21 protein-coding genes are annotated in these 22,091 nt (G+C 70.7%); 11 read left to right on the top strand and 10 right to left on the bottom strand.

Going from position 1 to position 22,091, the window contains the following annotated elements; translation table 11 throughout:
• Window positions 1-132 precede the first annotated feature (132 nt).
• The 6 genes from ACMA1D_RS12025 to ACMA1D_RS12000 all read right to left on the bottom strand — a co-directional run bounded on the left by ACMA1D_RS12025 (window position 133) and on the right by ACMA1D_RS12000 (window position 6,723).
• Window positions 133-1,137 carry an AraC family transcriptional regulator gene (locus tag ACMA1D_RS12025; protein WP_414723891.1) on the bottom strand — a complete coding sequence of 335 codons (1,005 nt, stop codon included), beginning with the start codon at window positions 1,135-1,137 and terminating at the stop codon, window positions 133-135.
• A gap of 238 nt (window positions 1,138-1,375) precedes the next feature.
• Entirely contained in the window at window positions 1,376-2,110 is a 735-nt protein-coding gene (locus ACMA1D_RS12020) for an SDR family NAD(P)-dependent oxidoreductase (protein ID WP_414723890.1), read from the bottom strand.
• Entirely contained in the window at window positions 2,107-3,201 is a 1,095-nt protein-coding gene (locus tag ACMA1D_RS12015; RefSeq protein ID WP_414723889.1) for a 2,3-butanediol dehydrogenase, read from the bottom strand. The genes ACMA1D_RS12020 and ACMA1D_RS12015 overlap by 4 nt, the downstream gene beginning before the upstream one ends.
• Window positions 3,198-4,523 carry an MFS transporter gene (locus ACMA1D_RS12010; RefSeq protein WP_414723888.1) on the bottom strand — a complete coding sequence of 442 codons (1,326 nt, stop codon included), beginning with the start codon at window positions 4,521-4,523 and terminating at the stop codon, window positions 3,198-3,200. Before ACMA1D_RS12010 ends, ACMA1D_RS12015 begins: the two co-directional genes overlap by 4 nt.
• A 31-nt stretch (window positions 4,524-4,554) precedes the next feature.
• A complete protein-coding gene (locus ACMA1D_RS12005; protein ID WP_414723887.1) occupies window positions 4,555-5,088 on the bottom strand; it encodes a 2,4'-dihydroxyacetophenone dioxygenase family protein in 534 nt (177 codons plus the stop codon).
• 378 nt (window positions 5,089-5,466) lie between these two features.
• Window positions 5,467-6,723, bottom strand: coding sequence for a serine hydrolase domain-containing protein (locus tag ACMA1D_RS12000; protein WP_414723886.1), 1,257 nt, complete (start codon window positions 6,721-6,723; stop codon window positions 5,467-5,469).
• A gap of 584 nt (window positions 6,724-7,307) precedes the next feature.
• On the opposite strand from ACMA1D_RS12000, the gene ACMA1D_RS11995 reads away from it, so the two are divergent.
• The 7 genes from ACMA1D_RS11995 to ACMA1D_RS11965 all read left to right on the top strand — a co-directional run bounded on the left by ACMA1D_RS11995 (window position 7,308) and on the right by ACMA1D_RS11965 (window position 13,747).
• Window positions 7,308-8,969 carry an MFS transporter gene (locus ACMA1D_RS11995; protein ID WP_414723885.1) on the top strand — a complete coding sequence of 554 codons (1,662 nt, stop codon included), beginning with the start codon at window positions 7,308-7,310 and terminating at the stop codon, window positions 8,967-8,969.
• Between the two features lie 113 nt (window positions 8,970-9,082).
• Window positions 9,083-9,619, top strand: coding sequence for a MarR family winged helix-turn-helix transcriptional regulator (locus ACMA1D_RS11990; protein WP_414723884.1), 537 nt, complete (start codon window positions 9,083-9,085; stop codon window positions 9,617-9,619).
• A gap of 209 nt (window positions 9,620-9,828) precedes the next feature.
• Window positions 9,829-10,857, top strand: coding sequence for an AvrD family protein (locus ACMA1D_RS11985; RefSeq protein ID WP_414723883.1), 1,029 nt, complete (start codon window positions 9,829-9,831; stop codon window positions 10,855-10,857).
• Window positions 10,858-11,076: 219 nt separating this feature from the next.
• Window positions 11,077-11,664, top strand: coding sequence for a hypothetical protein (locus tag ACMA1D_RS11980; protein ID WP_414723882.1), 588 nt, complete (start codon window positions 11,077-11,079; stop codon window positions 11,662-11,664).
• Complete coding sequence (locus tag ACMA1D_RS11975) at window positions 11,661-11,939, top strand: hypothetical protein (protein ID WP_414723881.1); 279 nt, start codon at window positions 11,661-11,663, stop codon at window positions 11,937-11,939. Before ACMA1D_RS11980 ends, ACMA1D_RS11975 begins: the two co-directional genes overlap by 4 nt.
• Complete coding sequence (gene fabG, locus ACMA1D_RS11970) at window positions 11,939-12,643, top strand: 3-oxoacyl-ACP reductase FabG (protein ID WP_414723880.1); 705 nt, start codon at window positions 11,939-11,941, stop codon at window positions 12,641-12,643. The genes ACMA1D_RS11975 and fabG overlap by 1 nt, the downstream gene beginning before the upstream one ends.
• Window positions 12,644-12,892: 249 nt before the next feature.
• Entirely contained in the window at window positions 12,893-13,747 is an 855-nt protein-coding gene (locus tag ACMA1D_RS11965) for an ATP-binding protein (protein ID WP_414723879.1), read from the top strand.
• A gap of 223 nt (window positions 13,748-13,970) precedes the next feature.
• Here ACMA1D_RS11965 and ACMA1D_RS11960 read toward each other — a convergent pair whose 3' ends face one another.
• Window positions 13,971-14,594, bottom strand: coding sequence for a hypothetical protein (locus ACMA1D_RS11960; RefSeq protein WP_414723878.1), 624 nt, complete (start codon window positions 14,592-14,594; stop codon window positions 13,971-13,973).
• 1,213 nt (window positions 14,595-15,807) lie between these two features.
• Here ACMA1D_RS11960 and ACMA1D_RS11955 point away from each other — a divergent pair.
• Entirely contained in the window at window positions 15,808-16,449 is a 642-nt protein-coding gene (locus ACMA1D_RS11955) for an HNH endonuclease family protein (protein ID WP_414723939.1), read from the top strand.
• Between the two features lie 103 nt (window positions 16,450-16,552).
• On the opposite strand, the gene ACMA1D_RS11950 is transcribed toward ACMA1D_RS11955, so the two are convergent.
• Genes ACMA1D_RS11950 through ACMA1D_RS11940 form a run of 3 tightly spaced genes read right to left on the bottom strand, consistent with a single transcriptional unit; the run spans window position 16,553 to window position 20,044 of the window.
• Window positions 16,553-17,614: an ATP-binding protein gene (locus ACMA1D_RS11950; protein WP_414723877.1), complete on the bottom strand. Its 1,062-nt coding sequence runs from the start codon at window positions 17,612-17,614 to the stop codon at window positions 16,553-16,555.
• Window positions 17,611-18,291, bottom strand: a complete 681-nt coding sequence (locus tag ACMA1D_RS11945; protein WP_414723876.1) for a response regulator transcription factor — start codon at window positions 18,289-18,291, stop codon at window positions 17,611-17,613. Before ACMA1D_RS11945 ends, ACMA1D_RS11950 begins: the two co-directional genes overlap by 4 nt.
• Window positions 18,292-18,325: 34 nt before the next feature.
• On the bottom strand, window positions 18,326-20,044 hold the full coding sequence (locus ACMA1D_RS11940) for a serine hydrolase domain-containing protein (protein ID WP_414723875.1): 1,719 nt from the start codon (window positions 20,042-20,044) through the stop codon (window positions 18,326-18,328).
• 242 nt (window positions 20,045-20,286) lie between these two features.
• Here ACMA1D_RS11940 and ACMA1D_RS11935 point away from each other — a divergent pair, with 242 nt between their 5' ends.
• The 3 genes from ACMA1D_RS11935 to ACMA1D_RS11925 all read left to right on the top strand — a co-directional run bounded on the left by ACMA1D_RS11935 (window position 20,287) and on the right by ACMA1D_RS11925 (window position 22,009).
• Complete coding sequence (locus tag ACMA1D_RS11935; protein ID WP_414723874.1) at window positions 20,287-20,604, top strand: hypothetical protein; 318 nt, start codon at window positions 20,287-20,289, stop codon at window positions 20,602-20,604.
• 225 nt (window positions 20,605-20,829) lie between these two features.
• The gene (locus ACMA1D_RS11930) at window positions 20,830-21,318 is read left to right on the top strand and encodes a glutathione peroxidase (protein WP_414723873.1); all 489 of its coding nucleotides are present in this window, start codon (window positions 20,830-20,832) and stop codon (window positions 21,316-21,318) included.
• A 211-nt stretch (window positions 21,319-21,529) separates the two neighbouring features.
• A complete protein-coding gene (locus ACMA1D_RS11925) occupies window positions 21,530-22,009 on the top strand; it encodes a DUF805 domain-containing protein (protein WP_414723872.1) in 480 nt (159 codons plus the stop codon).
• Window positions 22,010-22,091 lie beyond the last annotated feature (82 nt).

Below are 22,091 nucleotides of genomic sequence, written 5' to 3'. Positions count from 1 at the left end.
GGTCGCCGATGTCGTCGGCGACCACCCCAGCAAGATCAACTACCTGGTGGGTGCCTGGTCCACGGCCGGTGACCGGCCGGCGATCCCACCGCCGCCGCGACCGAAGGCCATCGAGGGCGGACCGGACCGCCCCTAACCCATGGGGGTGCCGCGCCGCCGCTGCCCGGACCTGGCCGGTACGGGGCGCGCCTCACCCGGGGTCTGCCCGAAGTGGTCCCGGAAGACCCGGGTGAAGTGCGCCTGGCTGGCGAACCCCCACCGGTGCGCGACCTCGGCGACCGTCAGATGCCGGGCCTGCGGGTCCCCGAGCTGCTCGCGCGCCTTCGCCAGCCGCTGCTCCAGGATGTAGCGCGACGGGCTCACCCCCGCGGGCGTGAAGATCCGGCTCAGGTGCCGGGTGGACACCCCGACCGCCTCCGCGACCTGCTCGGCACACAGCCGCGGATCGGACAGGTGACGCACCACGTACTCCTGCGCCACCGCCAACTGGGACGGCCTGGCCGGCGGCTCCGAGCGGTCCCCCACGCGCGCCGCCGCCAGCGACCTGACCAGGTCCAACACCGTCGCCTCGGTACGCGCCGGGTCGCCGGAGCCACAGCCGCGGGCCCAGTCGGCCAGGACCGACCGCAGCGTGGAGACCAACACGCCCTCCGTCGCCGAGTCACCACCGAACAGCATCGGAGCCGCGACCCCGCCGGCCAGACACCGCTCGGCGAACACCTCACCGGGAATGTCCACCAGGAGCTGGCGCATGGTGGAGGGGAAGCCGAACAGGTACGAGCGGCGCGTGTCGTACAGCACCAGATCGCCCGCGCGCACCGAGAGACAGCCTCCGGCGTGGAAGAACACCGCCTCGCCGGCCGTGAGCAAGGTGGCGAACACCGACTCCTTGGGCAGTGCCCGACAGGTGCGCGGCGTGCGCTCGATGACGTGCTCGTTGCCCGCGATCTCGGCCAGCCGCAGACCCCGCAGCGACACGTTGGTCTGCGAGGCGAGCAGTCCCTGCTCGGAGTAGGGCGAGCAGGTCAGACCGACCAGCGCCCTGCGGTTGTAGTCCTCCCAGAAGTCGACCCGGTCCGCGGGGTCGACGGACCGCGTGGACACGTGCGAGACGGCGGGGGCGGGGTCTGCGGTCATCTGGCCTCCTTGCCGATCCGGGTACCCGCGGTGGACCGACCCGGGCGGTGTCCGCCGGGCCCGGCCACGGCCGGGACGCACCGCCACCCGCGGGCGCCCACTGCCCCCAGCGGGTGCGACACCACCGGGGCGGTGCCGGCCCGAACGGGCGTGCGCCTGCCCGATGGGTCCGGGCAGGCGCAGCGTACCTCGGTATCGCCGCGACGCCGAGTGGTCGCGGGAGGGCGAAGACGACGCATCACACCGACAGGTAGCCACCGTCGACCGGGAGGATCGCCCCGTTCACGTACGCGGCGGCCGGCGAGCACAGGAACGCGATGGCCGTGGCGACCTCGCGGGGCCGACCGAACCGGCCGAGCGGGACCCGGGCGAGCACGGCCCGGGAGGCGTCCGGATCGTCGAGCACACCCCGGGCGAGCGGTGTGGTGACGAAGCCGGGGGCGACCGTGTTGACCCGTATCCCGTCGGCCGCGTACTCGGCGGCCAGCGAGCGCGTCAACTGGGCGATGCCACCCTTGCTCGCACTGTAGGCGGGCCGGTCCCGGCTGCCGAAGAAGCCGAACATCGACGACACGGTGACGATGCTGCCGCCGCCGCTGGCCAGCGCCGGATGCGCGGCCTGACAGGCCACCATGGTCGCGGTCAGGTTGACCGCCAGCACCTGGTCCCAGGCGGCGGGGTCGTACTCGTCGCGGTTCCGGCTCACCCCGGCACAGGTGACCAGGTGGTCGATGCGGCCCACGGCGTGGATCTGGCGGGTCAGCCCGTCGCGGTCGGTGACGTCCTGCTCGACGATGCGCACCCGCTCGTGACGCGGCAACCCGTCGGGGTCGGCCGGGGCCAGCCCGAGCACGTGCACCCGCGCACCGAGTTCGGCGCAGAGCAGGGCCGTCGCGGCGCCGATGCCGGAGGTGCCCCCGGTGACCACGACGCTGGTGCCGGCGAACGCGTCCGGGCAGATGAAGCCGCTCACCGCCCGGCCTCCGCCGCTCGGTCCGCGGCCCCTGCGGCGGCCCGGCCCGGCCGCACCAACACCTTGATCTCCTGACCGCCACCCGCAAGCAGCGCGTCGAAGCCCTGCGTCACCACCTCGTCGAGGGCCACCGTGGAGGTCACCACGGGCCACAGGTCCACCCCACACTCCGCGACCAGGCGGATCAGCTCGGGGTAGGTGTCGCGGTAGCCGACACTGGCGATGATCGACTGCTCGTTGTTGACCAGCGCAAACGCATCGAGGCGTAGCTGCTGCGCCAGCCCGACCATGATGACCCGGCCACCGCGCCGACTGGCGGCCAGACAGGTGTCGACGGCGGCCTGCGAACCCACCACCTCGAACGCCACGTCGACGCCCACCCCGCCGGTCAACTCCCGTACGCGCTCGGCGGCTTGACCATCACCGGCGTCGACGAGGTCAGTGGCGCCGAACCGGGCCGCGATCTCCAACCTGGCCGGTGACACGTCAACCGCGATGATCCGGGGCACCCCGCGCTCGGCCGCCAACCGCACCGCGAGCAACCCGATCGGACCCAGCCCCACCACCGCCATCGTCCCGTCCAGCGGCTCGGCCCGGCGCAGCGCGTGCAGCGCCACCGAAGCGGGCTCGAAGAGCGCGGCCTGTTCCAGGGTTACGCCAGCGGGCAGCGGGTGCACCATGTAGCGCGGCACCGCCACGTACTCGGCCAACCCGCCGTTGCCCATCAGCCCGGCGAAGCCGAAGTGCTCACAGATGTGATAGTCGCCAGCCCGGCACTGGGCGCACCGGCCGCAGCGGTAGTTCGGCTCGATCGCCACCGGGTCACCCACCGCCAGCCCGTCCACGGCCGACCCCAGCGCGGCCACCGTGCCGCAGAACTCGTGGCCGAGGGTGAGCGGCGCGCTGACGCCCGAGGCCGGGTGGGGGGTGTGGGTGGGGATGGCGTGCGGCCCGTCCGCGTACTCGTGCAGGTCGCTGCCGCAGATCCCGCAGTACGCCACCTCGATCAACACCTCGTCGGGCCCCGGCACCGGCACCGGCGCCTCCTCGACGCGTACGTCCTTGGCCCCGTACCAGATGGCCGCCCTCATGTGCTCGCTCCTGCCGTAGTGGGGGTGGGGGTGGTGGTGCGCCCGGCGCGGCGTTGCAGGACGCGCGGGGCGGTCTCGCGCAGGCCGAGCGAGAGGAGGACGACGAGGACCGCGCCGCCGGCGGCGATGTACATGGCCGTCTCAAGCCCCCAGGTGTCGGACGCCCAGCCGGCGGCCAGCGGTGCGATGACGCCGCCGGTCAGTTCGCCGACGCCCATCACCAGGCCGAGCGAGGTGGCGAGCGCGGTACGGGACACCGTCTCGGCCGGAATGGTGGCCATGATCAGGGTGAAGCAGCCGAGCCCGGTGTAGCTGAGGACGATGGCGGGGCCGAGCACCAGCGGATGCGAGATGAAGACGACCGCCAGCGGGCAGAGCACGGCGATCGCGGTGAAGACCACCATCGTGGTGCGCCGGCCGATCCGGTCGGAGATCGCCGGGATCAGAAACCCCCACAGCACCCAGGCCACCCCGAAGCACGTCATGACGCCGCTCATCGTGCCCGAGGAGTAGCCCTTCACGTCCTCCAGGTAGACGGGCGTGAAGGTGATGAGGACGACGAACCACGTCAGGTAGCAGCAGGCGGCCAGCGTGCACAGCACGATGTTGCGGTGTCGCACCACCTCCCGCACCGACGTCGTACCCGCGGCGCCCGACTCCCGCGCGGCCGGGGCACGCACCGCGGGCACCACCCCTGGCGGCGTCTCGCGCACCCACTTCGCCATCCAGACGGCGATCAGCAGTCCCGGCACGATCGTCAGGAGAAGCACCGTTCGCCAGCCGAACTGCTCGGCCACCCACACCACGACCAGCGGTGCGGCGATGCCACCGAGCAGACCGGCCGCCGAACCCTGCAACAGCCCCATGTTCAGGCCCCGGCGGTGCTCCTGGGACGCCTCGACCATCAGCGACTGGGAGAGCGGCAGCACCGCGCCCTCGGCCACCCCCATCAGCGCGCGGGCGGCCAACAGACCGACGAAGCCGGCCATCAACCCACCCACCGCGGAAAAGACGGAGAACAGCACGACCGCACCGATCAGCAGCGGTTTGCGCCGCCCGAGCCGGTCCGATACGCGTCCGATCACCATCCCCGACAGCGCCCAGGTGAACGCCAACGCCCCGGAGAGGACGCCCAACTCCGTGTGGGACAGGCCGAATTCGTCGTCGATGAAGGGGGCGAGGAAGGCCAGCGCCTGGCGGTCGAAGAAGACGAAACCGAAGGAGAGGAAGAGGACGAGCAGCAGCCGGTTCTCATAGCGCAGGGCTTCTGCGTCCCGGGGCGGGGCCAGGTCCACCCCGGGACGCGTACGCGGATCGGTCATGGTGACCTCGGATCGCTCGGGGGGACCGGGGTCACCGGAACAGCGAGTTGACGTAGTCGGCACCGATGCCGACCTTCTCGTAGTGCGTGCGGCACATCTCGATGTAGTCGTGGACGTCGAAAAACCCGGCCGTCTCGCCGTTCTCGTCCAGCCAGATCAGCGGACCCTTGACGATGAAGAACGCCTTCATCGGCTCGTCGCTGTCGTAGGCCACCAGGGTGTGGCCCTCGCCCGGTGCCTCGTACACGAAGTCGCCGGCGCTCGCCGTCCACGGCCGCTCCAGGTAGCCCCACTTCCCGGAGATGGTGTACGCGAACACCTCGTGCGGGTGGTAGTGCCGGTTGACCAGCCCCGCCTCCTTGGCGCGCAGGATGTCGGCCCAGGAGTTGTCCTTGACGTTGATCCACAGCGGCCGGGAGCCGACGGTCTCGGTGAACGGCACGTAGTACCGGTCGTCGTCGGTGGCCACCTGCGAGAGGTAGACCTCGGGCAGGGCGTCGGGCTTGAAGGAGTTCTGGATCGGCTTGAGGTTCTTCCAGAACTCGCCGGTTGCTTCCTCGGGCATGATCGGCTCCACTTCGCTCGTTGGTGGCCGAAGTGAACCGCGGTCGACGGGCGCCCGTCTTTCCCAGGACGGACGTCGGGCTTTGCCGGTTTCGGACACGACGGGCCGTACCGGGCCGCGTTCGCACCGTGTACGAAAGTTCACAGCGCGCACGAGGGGGTCGTACGAGCCGGGTGGGACAGGCCGGGCCGGGGTGCCTGGACGCCTGTGCCCGGGCCTCTTCGACCGTGCCTCCGGGCCCAGGGCCGGGACGACGACAGGGCCGGAACGGGGAGACCGTTCCGGCCCTGTCCGGCGCTGCGCCGCCCAGGCCCTCGTACGGGCGCCGGGTCACGGCGCCGGGCCCGGGCGGCGGGCGCCGGGGGAGTGCGGTGTTGCCTAGCGGTTCTCGGGAAGGTCGGCGTCGGCCTTGAAGACCGGCACTCCGGAGCGCTTCAGCGCCGGCTTCTTGCCGCAGAACGCCGCCTCAAGCGTGCCGCCGAGCGCCGTGTTGGCCGCCCCGTGGTTCGAGGTGTTCGCCACCGCGGACAGGCTCCGCTTGCCGTCCTTGGTGGAGAAGGCGTACGAGTAGAAGCCCTGCACGGTGCCGGTGTGGCCGTAGATCGAGGTGCCGCACGACAGGTCGTAGCGGCGCAGCCCCAGACCGTAGAACCGGGTCTTGGCCGCGTCGACCGGGGTCGCCTTCAGCATCTCCTGCTGCATGGCGGGCCGCAGCAGCCGGCCGCGCAGCAGGGCCGAGGTGAAGGTGTTGAGGTCGGCCGCGTTGGAGATGATCGCGCCCGCGGACTGCGCCCAGGACGCGGTCTGCTCGGTCGAGTCGACCAGCGGCGCGCCCGCCTCGTCGGGGTGCAGGTAGCCGCGTACGTGCGGGCCCTTGATGGCCTTGGCCGGGTGCACGTACGAGGTGTTCTTGAGCTTCAGCGGCTTGATGATCCGCCGGTCGTACTCCTTCGCCACCGGGTTGCCGGTCGCCTTCTCGATCAGCATGCCGACCACGACGAAGTTGGTGTTCGAGTACTGGTAGGCGGCGCCGGGCTGGCCCGTGCGCGGCTCGTCCAGGGACAGCTTGACGAGCTCGCGGTAGCTGAAGACGCGGTTGCGCACGGCCTCGAACCCGGGGACGGTCTTCGCGAACATCGCGTTCGTGTAGTCCGAGAGGCCGCTTCGGTGGGTCAGCAGGTGACGCACCGTGATCCGGTCGTCCGGCAGCAGCCCCGGCAGATAGGTGTTGACGGGCTCGTCCAGGCGCAGCTTGCCCTCGGAGACGAGTTGCAACAGCACCACGGACGAGAACGTCTTGGTGATGCTGCCGATGCGGAAGCGCGAACGGGCGTCCATGACCGCGCCGGTGGCGCGGTTCTGCACGCCCTCGGTACGGATCTGAACACCGTCGGGCCCGGCGTAGCGGGCCATGGCGCCGGGGGCGCCGTTCGCGAGGGCGTCCTTGAGCGCCCGGGTGATGCCCGCGGTGTCGGGGGCCGCGGCGGTGGGTGCGAACGCGTGGTGCGTCGGTGCGGCCGGGCTGGCGGCCACGGCGGATGCCGGCGTGGCGCTCGCCGCGATGGCGAGCAGGGCGGCACCGAGGGTGAGGCGTCGGTCGATGGTCAGGCGCACGATTCTCCTCGATTGGATCATGACGGGAAATCACGTATGAAGAGCGCGAATCCCGGCGCTGAGCCTACTCAAGATCGTGAAGTGATGTGGGCGCCGCCCCGTGCACCGCGGCTGCCCCGCCCGCCGGGCCCGTCTGCCCCCGGGACCCGCGTGGACCCTGCCGCGCGCGGGTCGCGTACCCCTTCCGGCCCTGCTCCGCGCTGACCTACCCCGTGCCGATCCGGCTTCTGGTCCTGGCCCCGTGCGGGTTCTGCCCGTGCGGAGGCGAGAGGCGGCGGGGGCGCATGGGTGTGCAGCGGACCGTGAGCGGCGCGCCGGCGCCCCACCCGTACGGCGGCCTCTGGCGGAGCGGGCGACCAGTTGTCGCGGCTGGTGGTCGTACCTGATGCAACATCAACTTCACTGCACATAAGGCCAGTTCGCGAGGCGGTAGCTAGTCATCCGCCGGAGGGTGACGGTCGTTGAGGCGTTGACAGTCGACGCGGCCATCCATACATTTCTCAATCGTAGGAAATTCCGATGATTACTCATCTCGATGGACTGGCCGACGGCGTGGTCGGTGTGCCGGTCCGTGGGGTGGGGTCGACCAACCCTGGGGGGAACCGATGTCCAGCACGCCAGTAGCGCAACCACCGCCCGTGCCGGCCGACGCCCCCGCCGGGCGCGGCTGGACCCTCGCGACGGTCTGCGTCGCGACGTTCATGCTGATGCTGGACCTGACCGTGGTGAACGTCGCCCTGCCCGACATGCGGGAGACCTTCGACGCCAGCTTCGCCGACCTCCAGTGGGTGCTGGACGCCTATGCGTTGGGACTCGCGGTCTTCCTGCTCACCGCCGGCTCGCTGGCGGACCGCTTCGGTCGCAAGAAACTCTTCAACCTCGGCTTCGTCATCTTCCTGCTGGCCTCGCTCGCCTGCGGCCTGGCCGGCGACGTCGTCGTCCTCTCCATCGCCCGCAGCGTGCAGGGGCTCGGCGCAGCCGTGCTGTTCGCCATCGGCCCCGCGCTCATCGGGCACGAGTACCGGGGCAAGGACCGCGGCGCCGCGTTCGGTGTTTTCGGTGGCGTCGCCGGGCTGGCCATCGCCTTCGGACCGCTCATCGGTGGCGCGCTCACCGAAGGACTGAACTGGCGCTGGATCTTCCTGATCAACCTGCCGGTCGGCATCATCGCGCTGGCCATCGGCCTGGTACGGATGCGGGAGTCGAGCGACCCCAAGCCCCACGCGCTGGACTGGTGGGGCCTGGTCACCTTCTCCGGTGCACTGGCCCTGCTCGTGCTCGGCTTCCTGCGCGGCGAGGCCGAAGGTTGGGGCAGTGCGCCCATCGTCGGCATGTTCACCGCGGCCACCGTCTTGTTCCTGGTGTTCTTCCTGGTGGAGCGGCGGCTGGGGGAGGCGGCGATGCTGGACCTCTCGTTGGGCCGCAACACCACCTTCAACGGCATCTCCGCGGTGACCCTGCTGTGCTCGGCCGCCACCATGTCGGCCATCTTCCTCCAGATCTCCTACGTGCAGAACGTGCTGGACTTCAGCGCCTGGGACACCGGGCTGCGCTTCCTGCCCCTGACCCTCACCCTGTTCGTCGCCGCGGCCATCGCCGGCAGCCTGACCGCGGTCGTTCCGCAGCGGCTGTTGGTGGGAACCGCGATGGCGGCCATCGCGCTCGGACTGTGGCTGGTCACCCTGGTGGATGCGGACAGCAGTTGGACCGCCCTGCTGCCCAGCATGGCGGCGACCGGCGTCGGCATGGGCCTGTTCAACCCCTCCCGCGCCTCGCTGTCCATCGCGGTCGCCGAGCCGGAGAAGGCCGGCATGGCCTCCGGCATCGGCGAGACCTTCCAACAGGTCGGCGTCGCGGTCGGCATCGCCTCGGTCGGCGCGCTCTTCCAGTCCCGGGTGGTCGACCTGTTCGTCGGCTCCGAAGCGGGCAAGCAACTCGGCCCAGAAGCCGAGGAGTTCGGTCACGCTGCGGCGGCCGGCGGCGGTGACGAGGCCGCCGCGGCAGCCCCGGCGGGGCTGCGCGACACCCTGGAGGAGGCCGCCCGGGTCGCGTTCGTCGACGGCCTGCACGACGTGATGATCGTGTGCGCCGTCCTCGCCGCGCTCGGCTCGGTGATCGGGTACGCATTCATCCGCACCCGCGACCTGCACGAGAGCGCCATCGCCGGCACCGAGCCCCCCGGTGGGCAGGACGGCGGGAAGCCCGGCGGGAAGGGGGAAGAGCAAGCCGCGCCCGTCGTCGGCGCCCAGGTACCGGCCGACATCTGATCGGCCCGCACCACACCGGCGGCGATCCTCCGACCGAGGGGGGTCGCCGCCGCGCTCCGCCAGCGATAATGGAGCCAGACAGTCGAGTTCCGCCCCGGTTGGGAGTACGCCCCATGCCACAGTCCCTCCAGCACCCCGAGGCCCTCGCGGCGGCCGAGCCCGAGGTGCCGGCCGCGTCCTTCGACTTCCCGCTGGTCAACCGGACCGGCTACCTGTTGAACAAGGCCGGCCTCCTGCTGCTCAGCGAGGCGGAACACGCCCTGGAAGGCCAGGGCATGCGCATGCGCTACTTCTACGTACTGGCCGCACTCGAAGGCGGCCACCTGCTCTCCCAGCAGGACCTGAGCCGGCTGCTCAGCCTGGACCCCACGACGATGGTGTCGCTCATCGACGAGATGGAGTCGGCGGGCCACGTGGAGCGGCGACGCAACCCGGCCGACCGGCGGCGCTACATCCTGCACCTCACCGAAGCAGGTCGCCAGGCACTGGCCGAGGCGTCCCAGGCGGTGGCCTCGGTGGAGGACGGGTTCTTCGCCGCCGTGCCCGAGGGTGACCGGGACCGCCTCAAGGCCACCTTGCGCCAACTGCTCGCCGACCGTTGGCCGAGCGTCATCGCCTGCGTCGAACCACCGGCCCCCCGAGCGGGGTGAATCCGGACCGATTAAATCCGGAACGCGCAGCACGCGTTCTCGCTATTCGGTCCGGATGTGATCCGTCCCTTTGCGGGGATCTTCGGCGACTTTCGAGCCGCACTTTAAATTCCTGCGGATTGACATTTGTGCGTGTTAGCCTCTTAGAGCCTGCCCAAGTTCTAGCTAAAACGGGCGGGTGGACATAACACGCCACGGGGGGCGGATTCATGAACACGGGGGAACTCTCTTTTCGATCTCTTGACGCCTGCCTTGGGCCGGGCGACCAGAGGTTCTTCGGCAGCGGCTACAAGCGAGTCGGCCAACAGCTCTTCGACCTTCACACGGACGGCTCGGCCATGCCGGGCGCCACGATCACCGCACGGGCCGGACTCCGCTATCCGCAGGACTGGTCCCGCAAGGCCGCCGTCGGCCGGCTCCGGCCGCACCTCAGCACCATCGACGCCATCGTCCTCGCCGTACAACTCGCCGAGGTCCAGCTCAACCACGCCCGCGCGCTCGACGACGAGCAACAGCGGTACACCTGGCTGCACCACGCCGAGGTGCGCGCCGGCATGCAGCCACAGGAAGACCTGGACCGCATCCCATGCCGGGCCAGGCTGCGCGCCTCGATGCCGAGCCAGGGCCCCGGCGCGCCGCGCCTGCGCAGCACGTACGACTGCCTGATCGGCAACCTCAAGGTCCGCTGCACGCTGGAACACGCGCCAGGACGGGCCGGCGCCCGCCCGGACCCCACCCGGTACGCCACCGGCGAGGACGCCCTCGGACCGGCCGCCACCAGGCACTACGGCGAGGGGTACAAGGCCAGGCAGCACATCACCGAGGACGTGAAGGTCGACCTCGCGGCGCAGCGCGTCCGCGCGGCCCAACGCATCACGGTGCAACCGCAGGGCACGGCCGTCACCCGCGGGGCGGAGGCGGCGTACGAGCCGTCGGCGTCCGTCGTGGACATCGTCGTCGGCATCGCACAACTGGCCCAGGTGATGCTCTACAACCAGGACGACGTCTCCCGGGGCAGCAGCAACACCCTGTGGATGCGCCGCATGCACGTCGAAGCCGCTGCCCCGCTGCGGCCCCTGGACCGGCCCTTCGAGGCAACGGCCTACACCACGAAGAGCCGGCTCCTGCCGCTGGACGGCAGCCTCTGGCGGTGCACCGACCTCGCCGTGGACGACTACCTGGGAATCCGCGGGTCCTGCTCGATCGCGCACCGGCTGCCGGAAGCCGTCGCTGCCTGACGGGGACGCACGCACCTCACCCCGGGAGAGTGAAAACTCCTCACCCGGCTCAATAGACACCGCACTCACAGGGCATTTCCCTTTGCCCGCGAAACGGTTGCGGTGGAAGTTTCTCAAAGGCGTGGCACGTCGAATACGACATGCCCCATCGGATACCCACGCATTCCCAAAAGGGAAAGGTATTCGACGTGCCCGCCCACCACACGGGGGAGCCACCTCATGCCCAATTCACCCTCACCCACGCAGTACTGCGGCCATGCACTCGTCATCTTCGAGGGCGCCGCCAGAATCGCCTGGCACACCGACGCGGACGGCGCCTGGACGCCGTGCGCCATCTGGCCCGGTCCGCAGGCCCGCGCCCGACTCGCCGAACACCTGCACCGCGGACACCCGCTGCTGGTCGTCCTGGAGGGCCCGGGCGCCACCGTGCCGGTGTTCCAGGAGGAGTTGGACCGCGCGCCGGCCACCGTACGGATGGCCCTGCTGCCGGGGCCGCAAGCCATCGAGCCGGCCGACGGGCCGGGCCGTGACGTCACCGAGGCCCGGGTGCCCTTCCTGGACTGGCTGCCCGCGCCCCTGCGGGCACGCGGCGCCGCCTTCCTGGCCCACAGCGAACAACTCCTTGACCGCACCCCGGTGGCGCTGTTGCCACCGCTGCTCATCGACGAGCCCCACCACGGCGACCGGCAGGTGCGGTTCGCCCGCCGGCTGCTGCCCGGCGCGGTCACCGACCCCAGGCTGGGCGAGGCGATCCGCTACCTGTTCACCAAGGCGACCGTCACTCTGGTTCAGGAGCCGGGACGATGAGCACCGAGCAGCAGGCGGCCGAGCCCCAACCGCGGCACCGGACCGCGGCCCCCGGGCTCTCGGCGGAGCGTGCCACCGACACCGACACCGACACCGACACCGACACCGACACCGGCCACGCGCCGGCCCGTACCGAGTCCGCAACCTGGACCCAGGGCAACGAGTCGGTCCCGCCGCTGCCCACGAGCGGCGAACTCGGCCGGGCCCTGGCCGCCGCCGTACGCGCCAACCTGCTCCGCGCGACGGCCACCGCGACCGGGACGGAGCGGCACTGATGGCGCGCTCCGTCCTGGTCACCGGCGGGAACCGCGGCATCGGGCTGGCCGTGGCGCGCCGCCTGGCCGCCGCCGGCGACGCCGTGGCCGTCACCTACCGCTCGGGCGAGCCGCCCACCGGACTCCTCGGCGTCCGGGCCGAGATGACCGACACGGACAGCATCCACCGGGCCTTCGACCAGGTGGAGGCGGAGCAGGGCCGGGTCGATGTGGTGGTCGCCAACGCGGGCATCACCCGGGACACCCCCTTCCTGCGCATGTCCGAACCCGACTTCACCGAGGTCCTGGACACCAACCTGGTCGGCGCCTTCCGCACCGCCAAACGCGCGGCCCGCGGCATGCTCGCCAACCGCTGGGGCCGGATCGTCTTCATGTCCTCGATGACGTACGCGTACGGGGCGCCGGGACAGGCCAACTACGGCGCGTCCAAGGCTGGCCTGCTCGGCCTCGCCCGGTCGCTGGCCTGGGAACTCGGCCCCCGCAACATCACCGTCAACCTCGTCGCGCCCGGTGTGATCGACACCGACATGAGTCGACGGATCAGCGCCGAACGCCAGGCGGAACTGATGCGCAGCACGCCGATGCGCCGGGCCGGAACCGTCGAGGACGTGGCCGAAGCGGTGCACTACCTGGCCGGGGACGGCGCCCGCTACGTGACGGGAGCCGTACTCCCGGTCAGCGGCGGACTGGGCCTCGGCGGCTGACACCCACACCCGAGCCACTCACACCCACTCACATCCGCGACCCACAACGACCAACCCATCCACACCCACACCCACCCTCACGCTGTCACCCAAGGCCAACCCACAACCACCCATCCGGGTGTCACACCCAAGCCTGCCACCAGCAACCCGCACACCTCCCCTGCCCCTGCCGATCAGGCCCTGACCAGCAGATTCGTACCCACCCTCGGCACGCAGCCGAGCCACCCGCAGAACCGACAAGGAACCACCATGCCCAGCAACGCGACCAGCAAGCCCCACTCGACCGACACACCCGAACCGCTCCGGGCCGCCCGTCCGGCAGCCGATCCCGGCCCGGCCGAACGCGTCGTCCACCTGGCCATCTCCGGCACCTACTCCAGCGGCAAGAGCACCACGACCGAGGCGGTGTCGGTGGCCACCGGCATCCCGCGCACCCACGCCATGACGTCCCGGGAGATCCTCAAGGACCTCGTACCGGGCAAGCAGGTGCAGGAGCTCTCGGCCGTCGAACTCCTCGCCCTCGGCCTGCGCCGACTCGAAGAACGCATCCACAACGAGGCACTGCCCGGCTCGTTCGTCTCCGACGGCTCGGTCATCCACGAGTGGATCTACGGCGAGGCCCGGATGCGGGTGGGCATCCACCCGGGAGCCGGCGTCTTCCACAAGGTGCTCACCGAGCTCGCGGGGCTGCCGGTCAAACGGTTCTACCGCCAGTACATGGATGCGTACGGCCGCATCACCAAGGACCGGGCCAAGCGGATCTACGACGCCTTCGTCCATCTGCCCGTCGAATTCGAGATGCGCGAGGACGGGCACCGGCCGGTCTCCGAGAAGTTCCGCCAGATGTCCGACCAACTACTCATCGAGACCCTGGAAGAGATGGAGATCCCCTACCACGTGGTGCGGGGCTCCGTGGCCGAACGAGTGGGACAGATCGTGGAGATCTTCGACCTGCCGCTGGTGATGCCGCTGCCGGAGGCGGTCGAGATCGCCGAGCGCCGGGTCGCCGAGGCCAGCGCCCTCCTCGAAGCGGACGCCCGACGACACGAGGCACAGCGGCAGAAGTCGCTGCGCCGCCGCATCCGCTACGCCCTGCGCTACTGACGCGGGCCGGTGGGCCCGGGCGCGGCGACGGGTGGGGTGGCGGGCACCGGCTGGCTACAGTGGACCGGCGCGCTGCAAACCCGGCCGGGTGGCTCGCGCGCCGGCCGCCCGCCCCGTGGTGGCCGTCTCGCCAGGACCGCTCGCCGGCGCGTGGCGGATTGGCGAACGAGGCGCCGGTGGCCGCCGGTTGGGACGGCGGCCACCGGTCTGCCGGGCCGTGGGGTTACTGCACCTCAAGCCCGATCACGATGCCGTCGGGGTCGTAGCCGTTGTCGTCCAGCGCCCAGGCGCTCTTGCCGCCGCCCTGGCTGGCCCAGGGGGTGACGGTCGGCACGCCGGGGCGCCCGCCGTCGACCGCCTGCACGGAGAGCCGGAAGTCGTTCAGGTTGGCGGAGGTGGGCCAGGCCCGGGTGTCGAGGAAGAGCCGGTACTTGTCCGGGTCGTAGCCGTTGTCGTCGGTGATGTACGAGCTGTCGCCGCCGCCCTGGCTGGCCCACGGCGTGTACTGCACGGTCCCGTAGCCGCCGCTGCCGTCCATGGCCTGGGCGCCGATCCGGAAGTCGAGCTTGCCGAGCAGGTCACCCGGGACCGTCTGGAGGTCGATCAGCACCGCGTCGGGGTCCCGGCCGTTGGAGTCACCCGCCCAGGGCGAGACGCTGTTGCCGAACTTGGCGTACTTCGTGAACTGCTCGACGCCGTGCTGCGATCTGCCACCGTCGTCGGCGAACTGGATGCCGACCCGGAAGGAGTTCACCTCGGCCGCCTGGGCGGAGGAGGGCAGGGCCGCCATGGACAACGCGGCCGTGGCAGCGGCCACCGCGGTCAGGATTCGAGAAATGCTCCGCATGGTTCCTCTCACTTCGGTAGTGACGGCTGATCAGGACGTGAGCAGCCGTCATTTTGCACGCGAATCGGGAGTGGAAACACTTTCTGGTACGCAGAGTTGCAGAAAGAAGGTTAGGCATATGACAGCAGGTCCACCAGCAATGTTCCGGCCAGTCATGGCGTGAAGCTATGGTGAGGGTCTGGGAGATGCAGGGTAAAGGCACTGGTGATCTTCGCTAATTTATCAGGCGGGCCATCTGGGCGTCGAAAAATTCGAACGAAAATCGAAGAACGTTTCGGGTGGGTGCTCCCGAGTCTTGTGCGAGCCTCGACCGATTCGTTGTCGCTACCTATCTGACCTGCATGAATGACCGCTTGGGCGGGAGATGGAGGCGCCCCGGAGGTAGTTCGTCCATGCTGGGCTGTCGCTGCGGGGTAGCGGATGCGGCGCCGTCATCTATCGGGCCGTGCACTCTCCTGGTGGCGCGTGGAAATGCGGGATGTGCGCTCCGCTTTTCCGCACGCCTTTCCATGCCGACTGGCTGCGGAGATTGGGCGCGGTTGGGAATGATGGACGGGCATGCCAAAGCGCCCACTGTTGCGACGTGGGAGCGGCGGAGGGGAGTGGGAATGTGTGTGCGGAAGTGGCGTTCGATGGCTTTCTCCGCGTGGGGCGGGGTGGTGTGGGGGAATTCCCCTACACCGTTCACGCGCGGCCGGGCGTTCATGCCCGGTCGTCGAATCCGTCGGCAGCGGCTGGCCCGCGGTGGGGCTCGCGCGGTCGATGCTCCTCGGCGCTGCCGGCCCCCTCTCGCCCGATCTGCGTCCCTGGGTGGTGCCCACTCGCTCGTCGGCGGTAGGCGGAGTAACGGTACGGAGCGTGCCGCAGTGTGAGGCGGGACCTGACGTGAAGTGTCCGGAACCCGTGGCCGAATGTCCGATTCCGTGCGTGGTAGTCGGATATAGCGGGACCTTCTGGCTGATGGTGCCTCAAGGTGGCTGCTGGAGGGGGCGACCCGCTGTGTGCCAGGCACCCGTGCCTCACCCCGGCGGCCGGCGTACGCAAGCACCCACCCTGCCGTCGGCGCGCTCAAGTCGGCCATCAGGGAGCTGAGTTGGCCGTGAGCTACTGCTCACGAACTGTTCACCCGCGTGTTTCTACCCGCATAGACCGCGTGCCGTCACGATGGCGACGCCGCCTCCCACCCCTCGATGCACGGGAGTTGACGTTCCTCATGCAGATATCCCGCCGCAGCGCCCTCGCCGCCGCCGTCGCCACCACCTCGGCCGCCCTCTCCCTGTTGGCCACTGCCCCCTCGGCGCAAGCGGCACTGCCCACCCCGGTCAGTGCCGCCACCGCCCGGTCCTACCTGGCGGCCATGCCCGCCACCGCCGAGCACTCCCTCACCGGCTACAGCCGCGACCTCTTCCCGCACTGGATCACCATCAGCGGGAGCTGCAACACCCGTGAGACCGTACTCAAGCGGGACGGCAGCGGGGTGGTGACCGACTCCTCCTGTGCCGCCACCTCGGGTAGCTGGTACTCCCCGTACGACGGCGCCACCTGGTACGCCGCATCCGACGTGGACATCGACCACCTCGTGCCGCTGGCCGAAGCCTGGCGCTCCGGTGCCTGGTCCTGGTCCACCTCCACCCGCCAGTCCTTCGCCAACGACCTCAGCCGCCCCCAACTGCTGGCCGTCACCGACAACGTCAACCAGTCCAAAGGCGACCAGGACCCGGCGAGCTGGTGGCCCTCGCGCACCGCCTACCACTGCACGTACGCGCGCGCCTGGGTCCAGGTCAAGCACGACTACGGGCTGTCCGTCGACTCCGCGGAGAAGAGCGCGCTCAGCTCCGTGCTGAACGGCTGCTGACGCACCTCACCCCGCTGGTCGCGTGGCTGCGTCACGGGGCGCAGCCACGCGACAGCGGACTCCCGCCGGCCAACCCTGGTGCGCGTGGGCCTGGCCGGCCGGGTTAGCGCGCCACCGAGAACCGGAAGGCGCAGCCGACGCCGGTGGGGCCGGGCGAGGCCAGGGTGAGGGTGCCGCCGTGCGCCAGGGCCACCTGGCGTGCGATGGCCAACCCGAGGCCGGTGCCGTGCGCGCCGGAGGGGCCGCGCCAGAAACGCTGGAAGACACGGGCCTGGTCGTCGGCGGGGATGCCGGGACCCTCATCGGTCACCACGACGGCCACCTCCGCCGCGCCGACCTGGACGTCGACCGTCACCGCGGTGCCGGCAGGCGCGTACCGGACGGCGTTGTCCAGGAGGTTGTGGACCGCCCGGCGCACGGTGGCCTCATCGACCGGGCACACCGCCGCCGGCGCTCCCGTGACCGACAGGCGCATGCCCTTGGCCACGGCAGCCACCTCGGCCTGCGCGACGACGGTACGCGCGACGGCCGCCAGGCAGACGGCCTGCCGGTCCAGGGTGCGGGCCCGCCCGCGGGCGTCCACCAGCAGCTCTTCCATCACCTGCTGGAGCCTCACCGCCGCCGTGCGGGAGCGCTCAAGGCCCTCCCGGTAAACCTCGACGGTGGGCCGTGGATGGGCGAGCAGAACCTCCGCATTGGTCACCAACACCGCTAGCGGCAGGCGTAGTTCGTGACTCGTCTCCTCGACCAGACGGCGCTGGAGCTCGGCCGCCCGTTCCAGCCGCTCCAACATGTCGTCGAAGCTGGCCGCCAGGGCCACCACCTCGGTCGGCCCCCGGCGCAGGGCGATGCGCCGGCCGAGGTCGGCGCCCTGGACGTGGTCGGCAACCAGGCGTACCCGGTCGATGGGGGCCGTCGCCCGGCCCGCCCACCACCAGGCGAGCCCGGCAGCGGCAGGACCGAGCGCGAGTACGGTCCACAGCGCCGCGTCGGAGCGGTGCGAGGCGGTGTGCCGCTCCTCGGCCGTGGCGGAGGCGCCGCCCTCCTGGGTGACGTCCGTCTCGGTCGCGAGGACCACGCCGAACAGCAGCAGCACCGGTACGTATCCGGCCAAGAACCCGAACAGGGCCAGCCGCACCCGCAAGGACCGCCACAGCCGCCTCACGGGTGGGCCCTGAGCTGGTAACCCACCTGCGGGAGCGTGTGGATGAGCGGCGGGTCACCCAGCTTCCTGCGCAGCCGGCTGAGGATCACCCGGACCGACGCGGTGAACGGGTTGGCGTGCGCGTCCCAGACGTGCTCCAGGAGGTCTTCCGCCGACAGGACCCGCTCGGGATGGTGCATGAAGTAGCGCAGCAACGAGAACTCCCGCCCCGTCAGGTGGAGTTCGACCCCCGCGCGCCAAGCCCGGTGCGCCGCGAGGTCGAGCCGCAGTTCTCCGACGGTCAGCACCGCGCTGCGCGCCTCCTCGTCATCGGAGCGGCGCAACAGCGCACGCACCCGGGCCACCAACTCGTCGAAGTGGAACGGCTTGACGAGGTAGTCGTCGGCCCCCGCGTCGAGCCCGGCAACCCGGTCCGCCACCGCATCGCGCGCGGTGAGCACCAGCGCACGGCGCGGGCGGTGCAGGTGCGGGTCGCTCGCCACCGTGCGCATCAGGTCCAGCCCGTCGCCGTCGGGCAACCCCAGGTCATAGCAGACGAGGTCATAGCCGGTGGTCCGCATGAACTCCGCCGCCTGAGCGGATGAGGTGGCCAGATCGACCGCGTACGCCTGGTGGCGCAGACCGAGGGCGACCAGTTCGGACAAATCGGGGTCGTCCTCGATCAGCAGAATCCGCATGCCGGCTCGGTCCGTTCGTGTGGTGGTGGTCGGTTCACTGGGCGGTCGTGGTCGCGGTGACGGTGTCACCGGCCGGGCCCGTGAGCGTCATCGTCGCCTTGGTGAACCGTACGGTCACCCTCGGGCCGGCGTCGGTCGGGTCCTGCGGACGGTAGCGGCCCCCGCCGGCGGGGAGCAGGGTCAGCGCGGGCTGCCGGGTGGGTACCTCGGCCGCGATGACGCCGCCCGCCTCGTCGACCGCGTACCAGCCGGTCACTGAACGCTCGGCCGTGGTGAGGGTGAGATAGGTGCGGACGTCGCCGTCGCGGTGGATCGTGCCGGCCAACTCGACCTTCCGCAGCCGTCCGTAGGACTTCTCCACGGACGCCCGCTCCGCACGGCCCTCCGACGTCGTCCCGGCCAGCAGGGCCCGTACCCGCCGTTCCATCGCCTCGAACTCCTTCGCCTGTGCACGGTCGGAGGGCGGGAACAGCCGGCCGACCGCGTCGATGCCCCGCGCGGTGACCTGCAAGCCGCCGTCGGTGGATGTGGCGGGGGAGACCCGGAAGGTGCCACCGGTGGGCAGCGCGTACCTGCCCGCGGCCACCTGCGCACCGGGAGCGCGGTTGGTCAGCAGCCGCGGGGTGGGCAGCGGTTCATCGGCTAGCAGTGCGGGCCCCACCTTCCGCGCCAACTCCTCGGCCGGCACCTCGGGCCTGTTCGACGCGATGACGACCACCTGCTGGTCCTCGGGCACCCACAGGACGACGACGTCGTGGCCCACGTCGCCGCCACCGCCCGCGCTGGCGAGCACCGGCTTGCCGAACCGGGACGCGTCGTACGCCACCCACCCAGGCGTCTCACCCCGGCCCCCGCCGTGGTCGTGTCCCACCGTGCGCAACGCCGCCGTGGACCGAGCCGAGACCAGCCGTCCGCCGAACACAGCCTGGGTCCACAAGGCCAGGTCACGGGCGCTCATCGCCAGCCCGCCATTGCCCTCAAGCGCCCAGTGCGGCCCGTCGAAGTCGCCGCGCGCGCCCGTCCTCCCACCCTCCAGATAGCCGACGGCGCGCGGCCCGACCGCCTTCGGCCGCCCGTCCCAGAAGCCACCCACCCGCTCCCCACCCGGCAACCGCAACAGGGTGGCTTCGGTGTACGGGCGGTAGCCCCTGCCCGAGACCTCGTCGATGATCAGCGCGAGCAGGGTGTACCCGGCGTTGGAGTACGCGTAGTGGCTCCCGGGCTCGAAGGCGAGCCCCATGCGGCCGATCGCGGTCAGCGCCGCCGCCCGGCTGAGCGGCCGGTGGTCCTGACCGTGGGTGCCGTCGAGACCACTGGTGTGCAGCAACAACTGTCGGACGGTGACTTCGGCCACCGGTCCCGAAAGCTCCGGCAGCAGATCACCTACCCGGTCGTCCAGGGCGAGTTCACCGTCGTCGACGAGGCGGTAGACGGTGGCCGCGGTCACCGCCTTGGTGACCGAGCCGATGCTGAACACCGTGTCGGCGGTGTGGGGCCTCCCGGCGGCCTCCTCCGCCCGCCCGTACCCGGCCAGACACGCGAACCGTCCGCGCCGCGCGATGGCGACCGTCCCGCTGAACCCGGCCCGCTCCCAGGCCCCGAACGCCTTGTCGAGCCCCGGATCGCAGCGCTCGGCCCGTGCCCCGGAGGCCGGCCCGGCCGAAGGCGATGCGCCGCCACTACCACCATCACTACATGCGGCGATCCCCACCAAGGTGGCTGCCAGTACTGCCGCAAGGGATTTCTTGGTCATGGGCGAGACCGTACGAGCGGACCTGCGAACGGGATGTAAACGAGCCCGGGGCCGAAAGCCGGTGTGCAGGGCCGCGCGGATGCTCGGTTCAGCGGCGGTCACGCCCGATGTGACCTGGTGCGGCCCGGTGCACCGGGGCCCTGGGGCAACGCGATGGCGTCGTCCGGCGGCGTGACAGCCCGGCATCGGACCCGAGCCGGGACGGTGCCGAGAGCTGGTCGCGCGGTTGTTAGGGTCCCCGCATGACGCGGCTGAAGATCGAGATATCCGTTCCCGAGAGCCATGCGGAGGCCGTGATCGAGGCCCTCCACACGGCCGGCGCTGGACGCATCGGCGAGTACGCGCGGTGCTCCAGCGTGTGGAAGGTGACCGGTGCCTGGCAGGCGCTCCCCGGCTCGCAGCCGTACGACGGCGAGGTCGGCGTCGTCCAGCACAGCGAGGAGTGTCGGATCGAATCGGTCTGCGATGCGGACCAGGCCGGAGCCGTCCAACGGGCCGTCCGCCAGGCCCACCCGTACGAGGAAGCGGTCATCCACTTCCTGCCGCTCTACGAGCCGTAGGCCACGGCGGTGGGGCGTTCGCCTGTGGCGGGGCGGACCGGCCGGAAGCGTGGTTCGCCGTGCGAACTTTTCCCCACCAGGGTGGGCCCGCACCGCACCCGCACCCCGCCCCCGCACCCCCGGAAGCAGCGGGGCCCGTCGAACGCCCCTGATTTCGGCCCCTGCGCGGCGGCAGCCCCGTAACCTCTCCCTCAGTTCGGCCCGACGACAGACCCTGGAGTGAACATGTCCTTCCACGACGTGGAGATCGACGCCCTCACCGGTGGCCCCGCCAACCTCGCCCAGTACCGCGGCAAGGCCGTCCTCGTGGTCAACGTGGCCTCGAAGTGCGGCCTGACCCCCCAGTACGCGGCTCTGGAAGAACTCCACGAGCGGTTCGCCCCGCGCGGCTTCACCGTGCTCGGCGTGCCGTGCAACCAGTTCATGGGCCAGGAACCCGGCACGGCCGAGGAGATCGCGGCCTTCTGCTCCGCCACCTACGGCGTCACCTTCCCCCTCACGGAGAAGACCGACGTCAACGGAGCACAGCGGCACGCCCTGTACGCGGGACTCGTCGACACGGCCGACGCCTCGGGCCACAGTGGCGACATCCGCTGGAACTTCGAGAAGTTCCTCATCACCCCCGATGGCACCGTCAGCGCCCGCTTCAGCCCGCAGACCGAGCCCGACGCACCCGAGGTCGTCACCGCCATCGAGGCTGCGCTGCCTGCCTGACGGCGTTTGAAGGAAGAACGTCTGACGATGTTGGTCGCCGCCGTGCTGTGGGTGTGTCAGAAGAAGCCCCCCATGGCGCGGCGGCTGTGTGTTGGCGGGGCAGGTGGGTGCAGGGGCCCGTGCGGGGCGGGGCCGTGGCCCGGCGCCGTTCACCACTGCCCCCCGTCCGCTGTTGTCCTGACTACGGCCTGCCGCGGCGAGGTTGGCTGGAATGCATGGGGTGTACACGTCATGCGGGGCGGAGGCCCCGTCAGGCTGGCTATGGTGCTCACCGCATTCGACGTCAATGTCAACAATGAGGTGGGCGATGGTCAGTTTTTCGGAAGCGGTACGGCGCGGTTTTACCCGGGCCTCTGATTGGCGGGGGCGGTCCTCCCGGGCCGAGTACTGGTGGTTCGTGCTCTTCGCTCTTCTCTGCTACATACCGTTCATTGCTCTGGTCATTGTCCTTGGTTCCCCCTTCGTGCTGCTTGGTTGGCTAGTCCTGTGGTTCTTCCTGCTGGGCGCTTTCGTGCGAAGGATGCATGACTGCGGTCGAAGTGGCTGGTGGTGGTTCTTCGGTCTCGTGCCGCTGGCTGGGCCGATCACACTCCTCGTCTTCACGTGTCAGAGGGGGGATTTGGGCAGTAATCGATATGGCCCGCCGGCGGACGCGCAAGTTCCGCTAGCTGTTCCCGTTCATACTTGGTGAAGTGGGCTGCCCGGCCGGGATTTTGCCGTCGGGCAGCCCGTCGCATTTTTGGCCGTCTTCACTGTCAGGTGGCCAGACCTGC

Origin of the sequence: Streptomyces sp. 796.1 (assembly GCF_047525675.1) — a bacterium.
Classification (GTDB): domain Bacteria; phylum Actinomycetota; class Actinomycetes; order Streptomycetales; family Streptomycetaceae; genus Streptomyces.
This window is presented reverse-complemented; position numbering and strand designations above follow the sequence as displayed.